This window comes from Bacillus sp. S3, from assembly GCF_005154805.1.
In the GTDB taxonomy this organism is placed as follows: domain Bacteria; phylum Bacillota; class Bacilli; order Bacillales; family Cytobacillaceae; genus Neobacillus.
On record NZ_CP039727.1, the window covers coordinates 1,829,012 to 1,844,723 of the forward strand.

Annotated in this window: 11 protein-coding genes; 10 read left to right on the top strand and 1 reads right to left on the bottom strand. The window is 43.3% G+C overall.

Annotated elements, in window-relative coordinates:
• Positions 1 to 27: 27 nt before the first annotated feature.
• The 9 genes from FAY30_RS08840 to pyrE all read left to right on the top strand — a co-directional run bounded on the left by FAY30_RS08840 (position 28) and on the right by pyrE (position 10,988).
• On the top strand, positions 28 to 1,335 hold the full coding sequence (locus FAY30_RS08840; protein WP_149869529.1) for a solute carrier family 23 protein: 1,308 nt from the start codon (positions 28 to 30) through the stop codon (positions 1,333 to 1,335).
• A gap of 152 nt (positions 1,336 to 1,487) precedes the next feature.
• The gene (locus FAY30_RS08845) at positions 1,488 to 2,432 is read left to right on the top strand and encodes an aspartate carbamoyltransferase catalytic subunit (RefSeq protein ID WP_149869530.1); all 945 of its coding nucleotides are present in this window, start codon (positions 1,488 to 1,490) and stop codon (positions 2,430 to 2,432) included.
• Positions 2,392 to 3,678 (top strand): dihydroorotase, encoded by a 1,287-nt coding sequence (locus FAY30_RS08850; protein WP_149869531.1) that lies wholly within the window; start codon positions 2,392 to 2,394, stop codon positions 3,676 to 3,678. Before FAY30_RS08845 ends, FAY30_RS08850 begins: the two co-directional genes overlap by 41 nt.
• The gene (locus tag FAY30_RS08855; protein WP_149869532.1) at positions 3,675 to 4,781 is read left to right on the top strand and encodes a carbamoyl phosphate synthase small subunit; all 1,107 of its coding nucleotides are present in this window, start codon (positions 3,675 to 3,677) and stop codon (positions 4,779 to 4,781) included. The genes FAY30_RS08850 and FAY30_RS08855 overlap by 4 nt, the downstream gene beginning before the upstream one ends.
• Entirely contained in the window at positions 4,760 to 7,966 is a 3,207-nt protein-coding gene (gene carB / locus FAY30_RS08860; RefSeq protein WP_149869533.1) for a carbamoyl-phosphate synthase large subunit, read from the top strand. Before FAY30_RS08855 ends, carB begins: the two co-directional genes overlap by 22 nt.
• Entirely contained in the window at positions 7,963 to 8,736 is a 774-nt protein-coding gene (locus FAY30_RS08865) for a dihydroorotate dehydrogenase electron transfer subunit (protein WP_149869534.1), read from the top strand. Before carB ends, FAY30_RS08865 begins: the two co-directional genes overlap by 4 nt.
• On the top strand, positions 8,733 to 9,674 hold the full coding sequence (locus FAY30_RS08870) for a dihydroorotate dehydrogenase (protein ID WP_149869535.1): 942 nt from the start codon (positions 8,733 to 8,735) through the stop codon (positions 9,672 to 9,674). Before FAY30_RS08865 ends, FAY30_RS08870 begins: the two co-directional genes overlap by 4 nt.
• On the top strand, positions 9,646 to 10,353 hold the full coding sequence (pyrF, locus tag FAY30_RS08875; protein ID WP_149869536.1) for an orotidine-5'-phosphate decarboxylase: 708 nt from the start codon (positions 9,646 to 9,648) through the stop codon (positions 10,351 to 10,353). The genes FAY30_RS08870 and pyrF overlap by 29 nt, the downstream gene beginning before the upstream one ends.
• Before the next feature lie 5 nt (positions 10,354 to 10,358).
• Positions 10,359 to 10,988, top strand: a complete 630-nt coding sequence (gene pyrE, locus FAY30_RS08880; RefSeq protein ID WP_149869537.1) for an orotate phosphoribosyltransferase — start codon at positions 10,359 to 10,361, stop codon at positions 10,986 to 10,988.
• Positions 10,989 to 11,074: 86 nt separating this feature from the next.
• Here the strand turns inward: pyrE and FAY30_RS08885 are convergent, their stop codons facing one another.
• Entirely contained in the window at positions 11,075 to 12,784 is a 1,710-nt protein-coding gene (locus FAY30_RS08885; RefSeq protein ID WP_149869538.1) for an Rqc2 family fibronectin-binding protein, read from the bottom strand.
• 172 nt (positions 12,785 to 12,956) lie between these two features.
• On the opposite strand from FAY30_RS08885, the gene FAY30_RS08890 reads away from it, so the two are divergent.
• On the top strand, positions 12,957 to 15,635 hold the full coding sequence (locus FAY30_RS08890) for a calcium-translocating P-type ATPase, SERCA-type (RefSeq protein ID WP_149869539.1): 2,679 nt from the start codon (positions 12,957 to 12,959) through the stop codon (positions 15,633 to 15,635).
• Positions 15,636 to 15,712 lie beyond the last annotated feature (77 nt).

Consider the following 15,712-nt stretch of genomic DNA (forward strand, 5'->3'; position numbering starts at 1 on the left):
ATAAACCAGTAAACAGGGGAGATCAGAATGAACAACAAACCCATCCTAGATGTTAACGAGATTCCGAAACCTGGTCAATGGCTGACATTAAGCATTCAGCATTTGTTCTCCATGTTTGGAGCAACCATCCTTGTGCCGTACCTTGTCGGCTTAAGTCCGGCAATTGCACTCATTTCGAGCGGACTAGGTACATTGGCGTTTATATTAATAACGAAAGGGCAGGTACCAGCCTATCTTGGCTCTTCATTTGCTTATATTATCCCCATAACACTCCTAAATGAAGCAGGCGGGCCAGGAGCTGCGATGGTAGGAACCTTTTTAGCAGGTCTTGTATACGGAATGATTGCCTTAATCATCAGTAAAGCAGGGTATCGGTGGATTATGAATCTGCTTCCGCCAATTGTTGTGGGTCCGGTTATCATTGTCATCGGCTTGTCAGTAGCACCAACAGCATTGGGAATGGCAATGAATAATCCTGCGGGAAAATATAGTATGGTCCATTTCTCAGCAGCACTTGTCACACTCGCAGCAACGATCATTTTCTCCATGTTTGCCAAAAAAATTCTAAGTATCATCCCGATATTGGCAGGAATTATTGTTGGGTATATTTACGCTTTGATCGTAGGAATCGTTGATTTCGCACCGGTAATGAAAGCAGATTGGTTTGAAATGCCGGAATTTGTCATCCCATTTGTCAGTTATAATGTGAAATTCACCTGGGATATTTTCTGGTTAATGGTGCCTGTGGCTGTTGTGACCATATCAGAACATATTGGTCACCAGTTAATCCTTAGTAAGGTGGTTGGCCGGGATTATATTAAAGAGCCGGGCTTACATCGTTCAATCCTTGGAGATGGGACGGCAACCATTATATCAGCATTGGTTGGCGGGCCGCCAAAAACAACTTACGGTGAAAATATCGGTGTTCTCGCTATTACTCGAGTTTACAGTGTGTATGTGCTGGCAGGTGCAGCAGTTTTAGCGATCATCTTCGGATTTATTGGGAAAATTACCGCTTTAATTGGAACCATCCCAACACCTGTCATGGGTGGTGTTTCTATCCTTCTGTTTGGAATAATCGCTTCATCAGGATTAAGAATGTTAGTCGATAGTAAAATTGATTTTGATGACAAACGGAACCTCGTGATAGCATCAGTCATCCTCATCATCGGAATTGGCGGAGCTGTTCTAAAGCTGCCATTTAAAGATATCCAGATCCAGGGAATGGCGTTAGCAGCCATTTTAGGTGTAGTGTTAAACCTCATTCTTCCTGGCAGACAGCCCGTGGGTGACATGTTTGGTGAAGAAGAAACTAAAAAACAAAAATCAGCATAATAGAGAAACCTTTTAACTAAGTCCAGAGAGGCTTGAAAGGGTGTTATGCTTGAACCATTCTAATGCAGCTGGTTTAAGCTAGGATTCCATGCACCCTAAAGGAGATTTAGGGTGCATTTTTTTATAGGTGAGAAGAAAGGCGGGAAAAAGGGATGCTCCAACATTTACTAACCACGAACGAATTGAAGGTAGAGGAAATCTATCAAATACTTGAGGATGCAAAAAGATTTTCGGATGGCATGGTCTGGAGACCTGATCAGCAAATGTTTACGGCAAATCTTTTTTTTGAAGCCAGTACTAGAACCAAATGCAGTTTCGAAGTAGCGGAAAGAAGGTTAGGCTTAGGGGTGATTCCATTTGAAGTTGAAACCTCTAGTGTTCAAAAAGGAGAGACACTTTACGATACAGTAAAGACATTAGAATCCATTGGAGTGAATGCCATTGTCATACGTCACGGGCAGGATCGCTACTTTGATGAACTGGTCGGCAAGGTGAATATCCCCATTCTTAACGGTGGGGATGGCTGCGGGCATCATCCAACACAGTCGCTTCTCGATTTGTTAACCATCCAACAGGAATTCGGCGGTTTTGAGGGGTTAAAAATTGCGATTGTTGGGGACATCAGTCACAGCAGGGTGGCACGGTCCAATGCAGATGCCTTAACAAGGCTTGGAGCAGATGTTATGTTCTCCGGACCAGAGGAATGGTTTGACCACCATAGTTTAAATTCAGCAAGATTTAGACCGATTGATGAAGCCGTCAGAACAGCGGATGTGTTTATGCTCTTAAGGGTCCAGCATGAACGGCATCAAAAGAAGGGAAGCTTTACTGCTTCAGAGTATCATCGCCAGTATGGTCTCACGCTTGAGAGGGAACAGCAAATGAAGCCCGATAGTATTATTATGCATCCCGCTCCAGTCAATCGGAATGTGGAAATTGCTGATAGTCTAGTAGAGTGCAAACGTTCAAGAATCTTCAAGCAGATGGAAAACGGTGTTTATGTCAGAATGGCTGCATTAAAACGGTCAATTGAAAGTTTAATAGGAGGGAATCAATATGAAATTACTTATTCAGAACGCAAACTACATAGCATCTAACGGACAATGGATCGAGGCAGATATCTTAATAGAAAATGGGATTATTACAAAAATTGAAAAGAAGATTGAAGCGGCAGCAGACCATAAAGTGGATGCAGCGGGAATGACAGTCTCCCCGGGATTTATCGACTTACATGTCCACCTCCGCGAACCAGGCGGGGAGAAAAAAGAAACCATCGCAACCGGAACAATGGCCGCGGCAAAAGGCGGATTTACCACTGTTGCCACTATGCCAAATACCCGACCGGTGCCTGACACCAAAAACCATATGGAGAACTTGCAAAGTCGGATTAGAGAAACGGCTAATGTGCGGGTGCTGCCATATGCCTCCATCACGACGAGGCTGCTTGGTCAGGAATTAACAGATTTTGAGGCATTGAAAGATGCTGGGGCATTTGCCTTTACCGATGACGGAGTAGGGGTGCAAACAGCGAGCATGATGCTTGAGGCGATGCAAAAAGCTGCCGCACTTAATATGACAATTGTTGCTCATTGTGAAGAAAACAGCCTTATTAATAAGGGCTGTGTCCATCAAGGATCTTTTGCAGAACAAAACAAGTTAAATGGCATTCCTTCTATTTGTGAATCAGTCCAAATAGCGCGGGATGTATTGCTGGCTGAGGCAGCAGGCTGTCATTATCATGTTTGTCATGTCAGTACGAAAGAGTCTGTCCGTGTAATCAGGGATGCCAAGCAGGCAGGCATTCATGTTACGGCGGAAGTTACCCCGCACCACCTATTATTAACGCAAGACGATATTCCGGGTCTTGATGCCAATTATAAAATGAATCCGCCGCTAAGGGATGCAGCTGATCATGCTGCACTAATCGAAGGTCTGCTTGATGGAACTATTGATTTCATTGCCACGGACCATGCACCACACACACTTGAAGAAAAAAGTGAAGGAATGGAATTGGCACCGTTCGGAATTGTCGGATTAGAGACGGCATTCCCGCTCCTTTATACACATTTAGTGTTAAAAAATATTATCTCGCTTGAAGAGTTAATCGGCTATCTAACAAAGAAACCAGCCGAAAGCTTTGCCCTACCATTTGGGGAAATTGAAGTAGGGGCGCCAGCCGACCTTGTCCTCTTAAATCTAGCTGAAGAAAGAGAAATTGATCCAAGCGAATTTCTTTCCAAGGGAAAAAATACCCCATTTACAGGTTGGAAATGTAAAGGCTGGCCGGAGATGACAATCGCACACGGGAAGATAGTTTGGGAAAAGGGATGTGAAACAGCATGAAAGCACAACTAATTTTAGAAGATGGGACAGTATTTATCGGAGACGGATTTGGCAGTCATATGGATACAATTGGCGAAGTCGTCTTTAATACCGGGATGACTGGTTATCAGGAAATTCTCTCTGATCCTTCCTATTGCGGGCAGATTGTTATGCTTACCTATCCGCTAATCGGAAATTACGGCATCAACCGTGATGATTTTGAATCAATCATCCCTGCTGTCAAAGGCTTTATTGTGAAAGAAGTGACTGATTTTCCTTCCAATTGGCGCAGTGAGTTTACGCTTGATGAATATTTTAAAATGAAAAAAATCCCCGGAATTTCCGGGATTGATACAAGAAAATTAACAAGGATTATCCGTCAATATGGAACATTAAAAGGGGCGATTTGCAGTATTGACCGGGACCCATACGAGGTTGTCACAAGGTTAAAGCAGACAAGACTGCCGATTGACCAAGTCAGAACCGTTTCGACAAAAAATTCGTATCCAAGCCCAGGCCGTGGGAAACGAATTGTCCTCGTTGATTTTGGTATGAAGCATGGTATTTTACGAGAACTAAATAAGCGCGGCTGTGATGTTGTTGTTGTCCCATACCACACAACGGCTGATGAAATCCTGCAATTGCGGCCAGATGGAATCATGCTTTCAAATGGACCTGGGGACCCAAAGGATGTCCCAGAAGCGATTCATATGATCAAACAAGTACTGGGGCTGATCCCGATATTTGGAATCTGTCTTGGACATCAATTATTTGCCCTCGCTTGCGGTGCCAATACGGTAAGAATGAAATTTGGTCATCGCGGTTCCAATCATCCTGTCAAGGAGCTGGCATCAGGTAAAATTGCGATTACTTCGCAAAACCATGGATACACAGTAGAAACAGAATCTTTACATCAAACCAGATTAGCGGTAACTCATACAGCATTGAACGATGGAACAATCGAAGGCCTAAAACATTTAGATTATTCGGCTTTTACTGTTCAATATCACCCAGAGGCTTCCCCGGGGCCAGAAGATGCAAACGGATTATTTGAACAATTCCTAGCCATGATTGAAGCTGAAAAACAGGAGGGAACAGCAACATGCCAAAACGTACAGATATAAACTCCATTTTAGTGATTGGATCAGGACCAATTGTGATTGGTCAGGCCGCGGAATTTGATTATGCGGGCACACAGGCGTGTATCGCCCTGAAGGAGGAGGGCTACCGTGTCATCCTCGTAAACTCTAATCCGGCAACAATTATGACCGATACTGAGATGGCAGATGCTGTCTATATTGAGCCATTAACAGTCGAGTTTGTCAGCCGAATCATTCGTAAGGAACGTCCTGATGCAATGGTTGCAACACTTGGCGGCCAAACTGGTTTGAACCTTGCTGTAGAGCTTGCAAAGTCAGGAGTGCTAGAGGAGTGCGAAGTTGAAATATTAGGCACAAAGCTAGCAGCAATTAATCAAGCAGAAGACCGAGAGCTTTTCCGCAGCTTAATGAATGAATTAAATGAGCCAGTTCCTGATAGTGAAATCATCCATGAATTGTCGGAAGCAATCGCTTTTGTTAGTAAAATTGGCTTCCCGGTCATTGTCCGTCCGGCTTTTACTCTTGGCGGAACAGGCGGAGGCATTTGCCGAAATGAAGAGGAATTAGAGGAAATTGTAACGAGTGGATTGAAAAATAGCCCCGTACATCAATGCTTACTTGAAAAAAGTATCGCAGGCTTCAAGGAAATTGAATATGAAGTGATGCGTGATGGTGCCGATAATGCGATTGTGGTATGTAACATGGAAAATATCGATCCGGTTGGCGTCCATACTGGCGATTCCATTGTTGTTGCTCCAAGTCAAACCTTAAGTGACCGGGAATACCAACTGCTAAGAAATGTATCGCTCAAAATTATTCGTGCTCTCGGAATTGAAGGAGGCTGTAATGTTCAGCTCGCCTTAGACCCAGATAGCTTTAACTACTATATTATCGAGGTAAACCCACGGGTAAGCCGCTCATCCGCCCTTGCGTCGAAGGCGACAGGTTATCCAATCGCAAAACTGGCTGCAAAAATTGCTGTTGGTTTAACACTCGATGAAATGCTTAATCCCGTAACAGGAAAAACGTATGCTTGCTTCGAACCGGCGCTCGACTACATCGTTACCAAAATCCCACGCTGGCCATTTGATAAATTTGAATCCGGAAATCGTTCGCTTGGAACGCAAATGAAGGCAACAGGGGAAGTTATGGCCATCGGCCGGACGTTTGAAGAGTCACTGTTAAAAGCAATTCGTTCCCTTGAGGCAGGGGTTCATCATTTCGAATTAAATGGTGCGGAAAGCATTGACGATGAATTACTGGAAAAACGAATTCAAAAAGCAGGTGATGAGCGACTCTTTTATATTGCCGAAAGCTTAAAGCGGGGTACAACAATTGAAACCATTCACGAATGGAGTAAAATTGATTTGTTCTTTTTGAAGAAAATGGAGGGGATTGTTGAGCTTGAGGCAAAGCTGACAGCCCGCCCATTTGACAGCGAACTGCTAAAAGAGGCAAAGCAAAAGGGATTTTCTGATAAAAAAATTGCTGTGCTATGGGATCGGTTAGAGACGGACATCTATCAGTTACGCAAAGAAATGGGAATCATGCCAGTTTACAAAATGGTTGATACATGTGCCGCTGAATTTGAAAGTGAAACGCCTTATTACTATGGCACCTATGAAGAGGAAAATGAATCAGTCGTGACCAGCAAAAGTAGTGTGATTGTACTGGGCTCAGGTCCGATCCGAATCGGTCAGGGGATTGAATTTGATTACGCCACTGTCCATTCTGTAAAAGCGATAAAAGAAGCGGGCTATGAGGCTATTATCATCAACAACAACCCCGAAACTGTCTCAACTGACTTCAGTATTTCTGATAAGCTCTATTTTGAGCCGCTGACTGTTGAGGACGTAATGGCTATTATCGAATTAGAAAAGCCTATCGGTGTGGTTGTTCAATTTGGCGGACAGACAGCTATCAATCTTGCTGCAGATCTGGTTGACCATGGAGTGAAAATACTTGGAACTAGTTTAGCAGATTTAGACCGTGCGGAAGATCGGGATAAATTTGAACAGGCTTTGGGGCAGATTAATATTCCAATGCCGCTTGGAAAAACAGCATTATCTGTTGAAGAAGCCATTGTTATTGCCAATGAAATTGGTTATCCGGTTCTAGTCCGTCCTTCATATGTTCTTGGCGGCCGGGCGATGGAGATTGTCTACTATCAGGAAGAATTACTGCATTATATGGAAAATGCCGTTAAAATTAATCCCGAACATCCGGTCTTGATTGACAGATACTTAACAGGGAAGGAAATCGAGGTAGATGCCATTTGTGATGGTGAAAATGTTTTGATTCCTGGGATCATGGAGCATATTGAACGAGCCGGCGTCCACTCCGGTGATTCAATCGCCGTCTATCCGCCGCAGACGCTCTCAGAGAATGTGAAACAAACTCTTGTAGAGTATACAGAAAAATTGGCAAGAGGGTTAAACATTATCGGACTATTAAATATTCAGTATGTATTATCAGACAATCAAGTATTCGTTCTGGAGGTTAATCCACGATCCAGTCGAACAGTTCCTTTTTTGAGTAAAATCACCAATGTACCGATGGCGAAAATTGCGACAAAGGCGATTCTCGGGATATCAATTGTTAAGCAAGGGTATCAGCCTGGACTTGTTCCAGAAAAAAATGGTGTGTATGTCAAGGTCCCAGTATTTTCATTTGCTAAGTTGAAAAGTGTGGACATCACATTAGGACCGGAGATGAAATCAACTGGTGAGGTAATGGGCAAGGATCACACCCTAGAAAAGGCACTTTATAAAGGTTTAATTGCCTCTGGGATGAATATACAAAAGTTTGGCACAGTGTTGTTTACTGTTGCAGACAAAGAGAAGGAAGAAGCATTAAAACTGGCGGTAAGGTTTGCCGCAAATGGCTACCGTTTAATGGCAACAAGCGGCACAGCATCTGTGTTGGAATCTGCCGGTTTGAAAGTGAAGGTCGTAGGAAAAATTGGTTCGGAAGGCCAAACACTATTGGATGTCATTCAGCACGGTGAAGTCCAACTCATCATTAATACGCTGACAAAAGGAAAACAGCCTGAGAGAGATGGATTTAGAATCCGTCGGGAAGCGGTTGAGAATGGGGTTCCATGTTTAACATCATTAGACACAGCAGATGCTATATTAAAAGTGGTTGAGTCGATGAATTTTTCCGCAGAAGCGATGGGTGCAGCAATTAAGGAGGCGGTCATTGTATGATTCAAAAAGAATTTTGCTCCATTATCAGCCAAACAGAAATTGATGAAGATATTTTTGAATTAACGGTGAAAGCAGAATTTGTAAGTCAAATCAAAGCTCCGGGGCAATTTGTCCATATTCGGGTTGCGAGTGCTTTGGACCCGCTGCTTAGGAGACCGATCAGCATTTCATCGTTTAATTCCGAGAAACAGCAATTTACCATGATTTATCGCAGGGAAGGCAAAGGGACTACCAAACTTGCGGAAATGGTACCAGGAATAGAACTTGATATTCTTGGTCCATTAGGAAACGGCTTTCCAGTTGAAGAAATGGAATTTGGGGAAACCGCACTGTTAGTGGGTGGAGGAATTGGTGTACCGCCTCTTTATGAACTATCCAAGCAGTTAATTGCTAAAGGGGTAAAAGTTATACACGTTCTCGGGTTTCAAACGGAATCAGCTGTTTTCTACGAACGGGAATTTTTACAAAATGGTGAAACATACGTGGCCACGGTTGACGGAACCTATGGAACAAAAGGGTTTGTAACAGATGTAATGAAAAATTTACAGTTTGATTGTATTTATGCATGCGGCCCGACTCCGATGTTAAGGGCACTTGAACAACAATACTCAGCTAAAAAGATGTTTTTATCATTAGAAGAACGAATGGGCTGCGGCATTGGCGCCTGCTTTGCCTGCGTCTGTCACAAGGCAGATGATCCAACAGGATTATCCTATAAAAAAGTTTGCAGTGACGGCCCTGTTTTCCGTGCCGGGGAGGTAGTAATATGAATCGACTAAATGTTGCATTACCTGGATTAAACCTAAAAAATCCGATTATGCCGGCATCGGGTTGTTTTGGATTTGGCCGTGAATATAGTCAATTTTATGATTTGAGCAGGCTTGGTGCTATCATGATAAAAGCGACAACCGTTGAACCGAGATTTGGAAATCCTACCCCTAGGGTGGCGGAAACGGATGCTGGAATGCTTAATGCCATTGGTCTGCAAAATCCCGGATTAAAAAAGGTTGTATCCGAGGAATTGCCATGGCTTGCGCAATATGATGTCCCGATCATTGCGAATGTTGCCGGTTCCACAGAAGAAGACTATATTGAGGTAGCACGTGAAATATCGAAGGCAGCGAATGTTCAGGCCTTAGAATTAAATATTTCCTGTCCGAATGTAAAAACAGGCGGAATCGCATTTGGAACGATTCCTGAGGTGGCCAAGCAATTGACCAAAAGTGTAAAAGAGGTGTCCGAAGTTCCGGTTTATGTTAAGCTTTCCCCGAATGTCACAAATATTGTCGAGATGGCAAAGGCTGTGGAAGAGGGCGGTGCAGATGGACTGACGATGATCAATACATTGGTCGGAATGAAATTAGATTTAAAAACAGGAAGGCCGATTTTAGCCAACAGAACTGGCGGCCTTTCCGGTCCGGCAATTAAGCCAGTGGCCATTCGGATGATTTATGAGGTTAGCCAAGCCGTTTCTCTCCCAATTATTGGGATGGGCGGTGTGCAATCAGCGAAGGATGTCATTGAGTATTTTTATGCGGGGGCAAGTGCCGTCGCAGTGGGAACAGCAAACTTCGTCGATCCATTTGTCTGCCCAACCATTATTGAAGAACTGCCGGAGCTTTTAGAAAAATTAGGGTTTGAACATATCAGTGAATGCAAGGGAAGGAGTGGGAAGGAGCATGGACAACTCACTTATCATCGCGCTTGATTTTGCGAACAAAAGTGAAATTGAACGTTTCTTGACACCGTTTGACGATCGAAAACTTTTTTTGAAGGTAGGCATGGAGCTTTTTTACCAGGAAGGCCCTTCTATTATTCATCAATTAAAAGAAAAGGGACATCAGATTTTTCTCGATTTAAAGCTGCATGATATTCCGAACACCGTGAAAAGTGCTATGAAGGGACTGGCACGACTTGAGTGCGACTTAGTCAATGTTCATGCGGCCGGCGGTAAAGAAATGATGGAAGCAGCGGTAGAGGGATTAGATGCAGGAACGGCGGCAGGACAAAAACGTCCATATTGCATCGCCGTTACACAATTGACGAGCACTTCTCAGGAGCAAATGAATAAAGAGCAGCTTATATCTGTCTCGTTGAATGAATCAGTCCTGCATTATGCCGCGCTTTCAAAAGATGCAGGTTTAGACGGGGTTGTATGCTCTGCATGGGAATCTGCAGCCATACATGCTCAAACTGGCAGCGAATTTTTAACGGTATGCCCGGGAATCAGAATGGAGTCTGACCAGGTTGGAGACCAAAAACGCGTGGCTACACCTCAATTTGCAAGAGATGCAGGTGTCAGTTCGATTGTAGTTGGACGTTCGATTACTCGGTCAACGGACCCAGTGAAAAGCTATGAACAATGGATAAATGCATGGAGGGGTTAACATCAATGAAACAGAAAATAGCTGAAAAATTATTAGACATCAATGCAGTGGCATTAAGTCCAAGAGAACCATTTACTTGGACATCGGGTCTTAGATCACCAATTTATTGTGATAATCGCCTAACTTTATCGTTCCCTGCAGTAAGAAAAGAAATTGCAGCAGGATTGCAAACTCTTATCGAAGAAAACTTTCCGGAAACAGAAGTCATTGCTGGAACGGCTACAGCAGGGATTCCGCATGCTGCCTGGGTCAGCGAACTTATGGATCTGCCAATGTGCTATGTCCGATCGAAAGCAAAAGGCCATGGCAAGGGAAACCAGATTGAAGGCAAAGTGGAACAGGGTCAAAAGGTTGTTGTTGTGGAAGACCTTATTTCAACAGGGGGCAGTGTCATCACAGCGGTACAAGCTTTAAGGGAAGCTGGCTGTGAAGTGCTTGGAGTAGTATCTATTTTTACATATGGGTTAGAGAAGGGAAAAGAATTGCTGCAGGGTGAAGAAATTAAGAGTTTTTCACTTACTGATTTTCCAACCTTAATAGAAGTGGCCATCTCAAAGGGGTATGTGGGCGCAGGTGATCAGGAAAGTCTATTATTGTGGCGGAAAGATCCTTCTGAATGGAGCAAACAGTTCTAAGAAACGGATTCGTTGATAAATTTCAAAATTCGCTGATAAATTGAAAAAGAGGGTGTCCAAAATAAATCGGACATCCTCTTTTCGCATTATTTCTTCAATTTCAACACTAATTCTTCATCGGGTGTGACATAAACTGTCTGCTGGTTGTCATAAATGACAAAGCCCGGCTTCGCACCACTAGGTTTTTTCACATGGCGAACCTTTGTAAAATCAACTGGAACTGAGCTTGAATTTCGCGCTTTGCTGTAATAAGCCGCTAATATAGCTGCCTCATTGATTGTTTCATCGGAAGGATCTTTACTGCGAATGACTACATGTGAGCCGGGAATATCTTTCGTATGGAGCCAAATTTCATCCCTTGCCGCCAACTTATTAGTTAAATAATCATTTTGTTTATTATTTTTTCCAACGATGATTTCCGTGCCATTGGAAGATAAAAAGTGATCCAGCACCGGCTTCGTATTCTGTGCTTTCTTACTTTTCCGTTTCTGCCGCTCTCTGACATAGCCTTCCTCTACAAGCTCCTCGCGAATTTCCTGTATATCCTTCGGAGAGGCAGACTGTACTTGCTGTATTAAATTTTCAAAATAAATTACTTCCTCACGAGCCTTTTCAATTTGTTCAACCACAACGGCAACCGCATTCTTCGCTTTTTGGTATTTGGAGAAATACTTTTGCGCATTTTCAGATGGTGTTTTCCTTGGGTCAAGCGGAATGATCAGTGAGCCGCCCATTTCATCATAATAATTAAGGACCTCGATTTCCTTCATGCCCTTTTTTGCCGCGTAAAGATTGGCTGTTAACAGTTCCCCAAAACGCTGGTACTGCTCTGCTCGTTCTGCTTCTTTCAGTGTATCCTCAAGCTTAACAATCTTTTTTTCATTTTTTTCCTTTTCATTACTGATAAACCGTTCAATATCATTTCCCTGCTGTTTGACCCGGTCGCGTTCGGCTTTGCCAAAATAATAACGGTCAAGCAGCTCACTTAGGGAAGGGAAGGTCTTGCTTTCTCCCGCTACATGCTCAAGCGGAAAAAGATAGAACGATTCTTTCCCATTTGCAGACATGATAGCTGGGGATATCGTGCCTGCTGCTATTTTTTTAATCAAGTGCACAAATGCCCCAGGCACAGTGGTTCGATTGGCCAGGCCGCTTTGGAAAATAACTTCCTTAGCAAAAAGCGGTGATATCCCGGCAAAATGCTCAACTAGCTGCCTGTCCAGATTACCGCCAATAAAATCAACCGACCGTAATACATCCTCTTCAGTAGCATCAAAAGGATTTAGCTTATTTTGTGCCGGTGGGAAGATATAAGGCTGCCCCGGTAAAATGGCTCTGTGGCTGTTCAGCGCAAATGAAACATGCTTGATGCTATCAAGAATAATATTCCGTGTTTTATCTACTAAAACGATATTGCTGTGCCGGCCCATAATTTCAATGATTAATTGCTTATAACTGATATCCCCAATCTCGTTACGGCCTTTAATTTCTAAAATAATCATCCGGTCGTTGTCAACCTGATATAAATCCTCCAAAATATAACCCTCAATATGCTTTCTCAGCAGCATACAAAACATTGGAGGTTCACTCGGATTGTCATAGGCTTCGTTTGTGAGCTGCACCCGGGCATAACTGGGATGAGCAGATAAAAGAAGTTTTTGATTCACTCCATTGGCACGGATAGTAAGAATCACTTCATTTTTATAAGGCTGATGAACCTTGTTTATTCTTCCACCCCTCAGGGCAGAAATTAGTTCATCGACCATTGCTTTTGTAAATAAACCATCAAATGACATCGAAAACATCCTTTTCTTCAAACGTATGTAAACTTCATTATATCCTACTATTTTATCATCTGTCTTATTTTACTCTGCAATGACATTTTCAACTAGCATTTTTTTGGACGACCCTGAATAAGCTTTCTTTAGAGCTAGTCTGAATGATTAAAGGGGGAAGTGAGATGGTCGGATGAAATTCCATGAAATGAAGATAGATCAAGTAGAAAAGGCCTTAGAAACCGACTTTTCTTCTGGATTGTCACAGGAAGAAGTAAAAAAAAGGATCAAACAGCACGGACTAAATGAATTAGAAGAGGGAGAAAAGCAATCTGCTTTACTCTTATTTTTTAGTCAATTTAAAGATTTTATGGTCCTGGTGCTTCTTGCTGCAACTTTGATTTCCGGGTTGCTTGGAGAATATATTGATGCCATCGCAATCATCGCAATCGTCATTATTAACGGCTGTCTTGGCTATTACCAGGAGAGGCGGGCTGAGAAATCACTGCAGGCCTTGAAAGAATTATCTGCACCACAGGTATCCGTACTAAGGGATGGAATATGGTTGAAGATTCCATCAAAAGAAATTGTGATAGGCGATATTTTAAAGTTTACCAGCGGCGACCGGATTGGCGCCGATGTTCGTGTCATTGAATCAACAAGCCTAGAAATTGAAGAATCCGCCTTAACAGGGGAGTCTGTCCCGGTTTCTAAACATATTGACAGTTTAACCAACCCTAACCCAGGAATAGGGGATATGGAGAATATCGCTTTCATGGGCACGATGATAACTAGGGGAAGCGGTATTGGCGTAGTTATCGCAACCGGAATGAAAACGGCAATGGGGCAAATTGCTGATCTGCTTCAAAATGCCGAGTCGCAAGAAACTCCCTTGCAGCGCCGTTTAGAGCAGTTGGGAAAAATTTTAATCACAGTTGCTTTGCTGTTAACCATCCTCGTAGTTGTTGTTGGAGTGTTGCGCGGTCACGAATTATATGAAATGTTTTTAGCGGGAGTTTCACTTGCGGTGGCTGCGATACCTGAAGGGCTGCCTGCGATTGTGACCGTGGCCTTATCCCTTGGTGTTCAGAAAATGATCAGGCAAAATGCAATTGTCAGGAAACTGCCTGCCGTCGAAACGCTTGGTTGTGCCTCGGTTATTTGTTCTGACAAAACAGGGACGATGACACAAAACAAAATGACGGTTACCCACCTTTGGAGCGGCGGTCTTACGTGGACCGTCGAGGGGGTTGGATACCAGCCGAAAGGAAGTTTTTTTCAGGGCGAGCGAATAGTTCTTCCAAGAGATGAAAAAGCATTGCAGCAAATGCTGATTTTTGGGATGCTTTGTAACCACTCGGATTTAGTTTTAAAAGATGATGATTTTATTCTTGACGGTGATCCGACAGAGGGTGCATTACTAGTAAGTGCAATGAAGGCAGGCTTTAATCGCCAAAAATTATTGGATGAGTTTACTATTATAAATGAATTCCCATTTGACTCTGCCAGAAAAATGATGAGTGTGCATGTAAAAGACAAGCAAGGCAAGCATTTCATTGTAACCAAAGGGGCACCTGACGTTATTTTAGGAATTTGTGAATCGATTCTTTGGGATGAACGGACACAATATATGAATAAGGAAACACATGTAAAGGTTCAGGACGCCGTAAATGGTCTTGCCTCACAGGCGCTCAGAACGATTGCGATTGCCTTTAAGCCAATCCCAGCTAATACCGTTATTTTGAGTGAGCAGGAGGCCGAGAAAAAACTAACCTTTATTGGTGTCCAGGGCATGATTGATCCGCCAAGGCCGGAAGTAAAAGCCGCTGTTAAGGAATGTAAAGATGCAGGAATAAAGACCGTAATGATTACCGGTGACCATGTCATTACTGCAAAAGCCATTGCCACACAGCTTGGAATTTTGACGAAAAAAAGCAAGGTGCTCGATGGTAAAGCATTAGCAGATATGTCGGTGGATGAGCTTGAGGAAGTCGTTGAGGATGTTTCTGTTTTTGCCAGGGTTTCACCGGAACATAAGCTGAAAATCGTGAAGGCCTTGCAGAATAGAGGTCATATCGTTGCCATGACGGGTGATGGGGTAAATGATGCCCCTGCCATCAAAGCGGCAGATATTGGTGTAGCGATGGGGATCACCGGCACGGATGTCGCGAAAGAAGCATCGGCCCTTGTCTTGTTAGATGACAATTTTGCCACGATTAAGGCAGCAATTAAAGAGGGCAGGAACATCTATGAAAATATCCGTAAATTCGTCCGCTACCTATTAGCATCCAATGTGGGTGAAATATTAGTTATGTTATTTGCCATGCTGCTCGCCTTGCCGCTGCCGCTAGTTCCAATCCAAATTCTTTGGGTCAATTTAGTAACAGATGGGCTGCCGGCAATGGCGCTTGGCCTTGATCGTCCGGAGGAGAACGTAATGAAACGGGGACCGCGCAGTCCAAACGAAGGGATCTTTTCCCGCGGTCTCGGCTGGAAAGTTGTATCACGTGGATTCCTGATTGGAATTGTCACATTATTAGCCTTCATTATTGTCTACCATAACGATCAATCGCAGCTGACATATGCGCAGACTGTTGCCTTTGCAACCCTTGTCATGGCCCAGCTGATTCATGTGTTTGATTGCCGCAGTGAAAAATCGGTCCTTTCTAGAAACCCGTTTGGGAATCCGTATCTTGTATGGGCAGTGATTTCTTCTCTTGCGTTAATGTTTGTGGTTATTTATTATCCGCCATTACAGCCGATTTTCCATACCATGCCGATTGCTGCAAAAGACTGGCTTCTAATTGTCGGACTTTCCTCAATACCAACTTTTTTACTAGCAGGAACATTTTTGTTAAGAAAAACAAAATAAAGTGTGTTATAATCCAAAAGGTAATAGAAACCATTCTATTACCTTTTGTCTTTTTTACATACATTGAAAGCCGATCA

What these genes read in the sequence shown, in the direction of transcription:
- FAY30_RS08870 (WP_149869535.1), top strand. Translation starts at nt 8,733, where the DNA reads ATGAATCGACTAAATGTTGCATTACCTGGATTAAACCTAAAAAATCCG.
- FAY30_RS08850 (WP_149869531.1), top strand. Translation starts at nt 2,392, where the DNA reads ATGAAATTACTTATTCAGAACGCAAACTACATAGCATCTAACGGACAA.
- FAY30_RS08885 (WP_149869538.1), bottom strand. Translation starts at nt 12,784, where the DNA reads ATGTCATTTGATGGTTTATTTACAAAAGCAATGGTCGATGAACTAATT.
- carB (WP_149869533.1), top strand. Translation starts at nt 4,760, where the DNA reads ATGCCAAAACGTACAGATATAAACTCCATTTTAGTGATTGGATCAGGA.
- FAY30_RS08845 (WP_149869530.1), top strand. Translation starts at nt 1,488, where the DNA reads ATGCTCCAACATTTACTAACCACGAACGAATTGAAGGTAGAGGAAATC.
- FAY30_RS08890 (WP_149869539.1), top strand. Translation starts at nt 12,957, where the DNA reads ATGAAATTCCATGAAATGAAGATAGATCAAGTAGAAAAGGCCTTAGAA.
- pyrE (WP_149869537.1), top strand. Translation starts at nt 10,359, where the DNA reads ATGAAACAGAAAATAGCTGAAAAATTATTAGACATCAATGCAGTGGCA.
- FAY30_RS08865 (WP_149869534.1), top strand. Translation starts at nt 7,963, where the DNA reads ATGATTCAAAAAGAATTTTGCTCCATTATCAGCCAAACAGAAATTGAT.
- pyrF (WP_149869536.1), top strand. Translation starts at nt 9,646, where the DNA reads ATGGACAACTCACTTATCATCGCGCTTGATTTTGCGAACAAAAGTGAA.
- FAY30_RS08840 (WP_149869529.1), top strand. Translation starts at nt 28, where the DNA reads ATGAACAACAAACCCATCCTAGATGTTAACGAGATTCCGAAACCTGGT.
- FAY30_RS08855 (WP_149869532.1), top strand. Translation starts at nt 3,675, where the DNA reads ATGAAAGCACAACTAATTTTAGAAGATGGGACAGTATTTATCGGAGAC.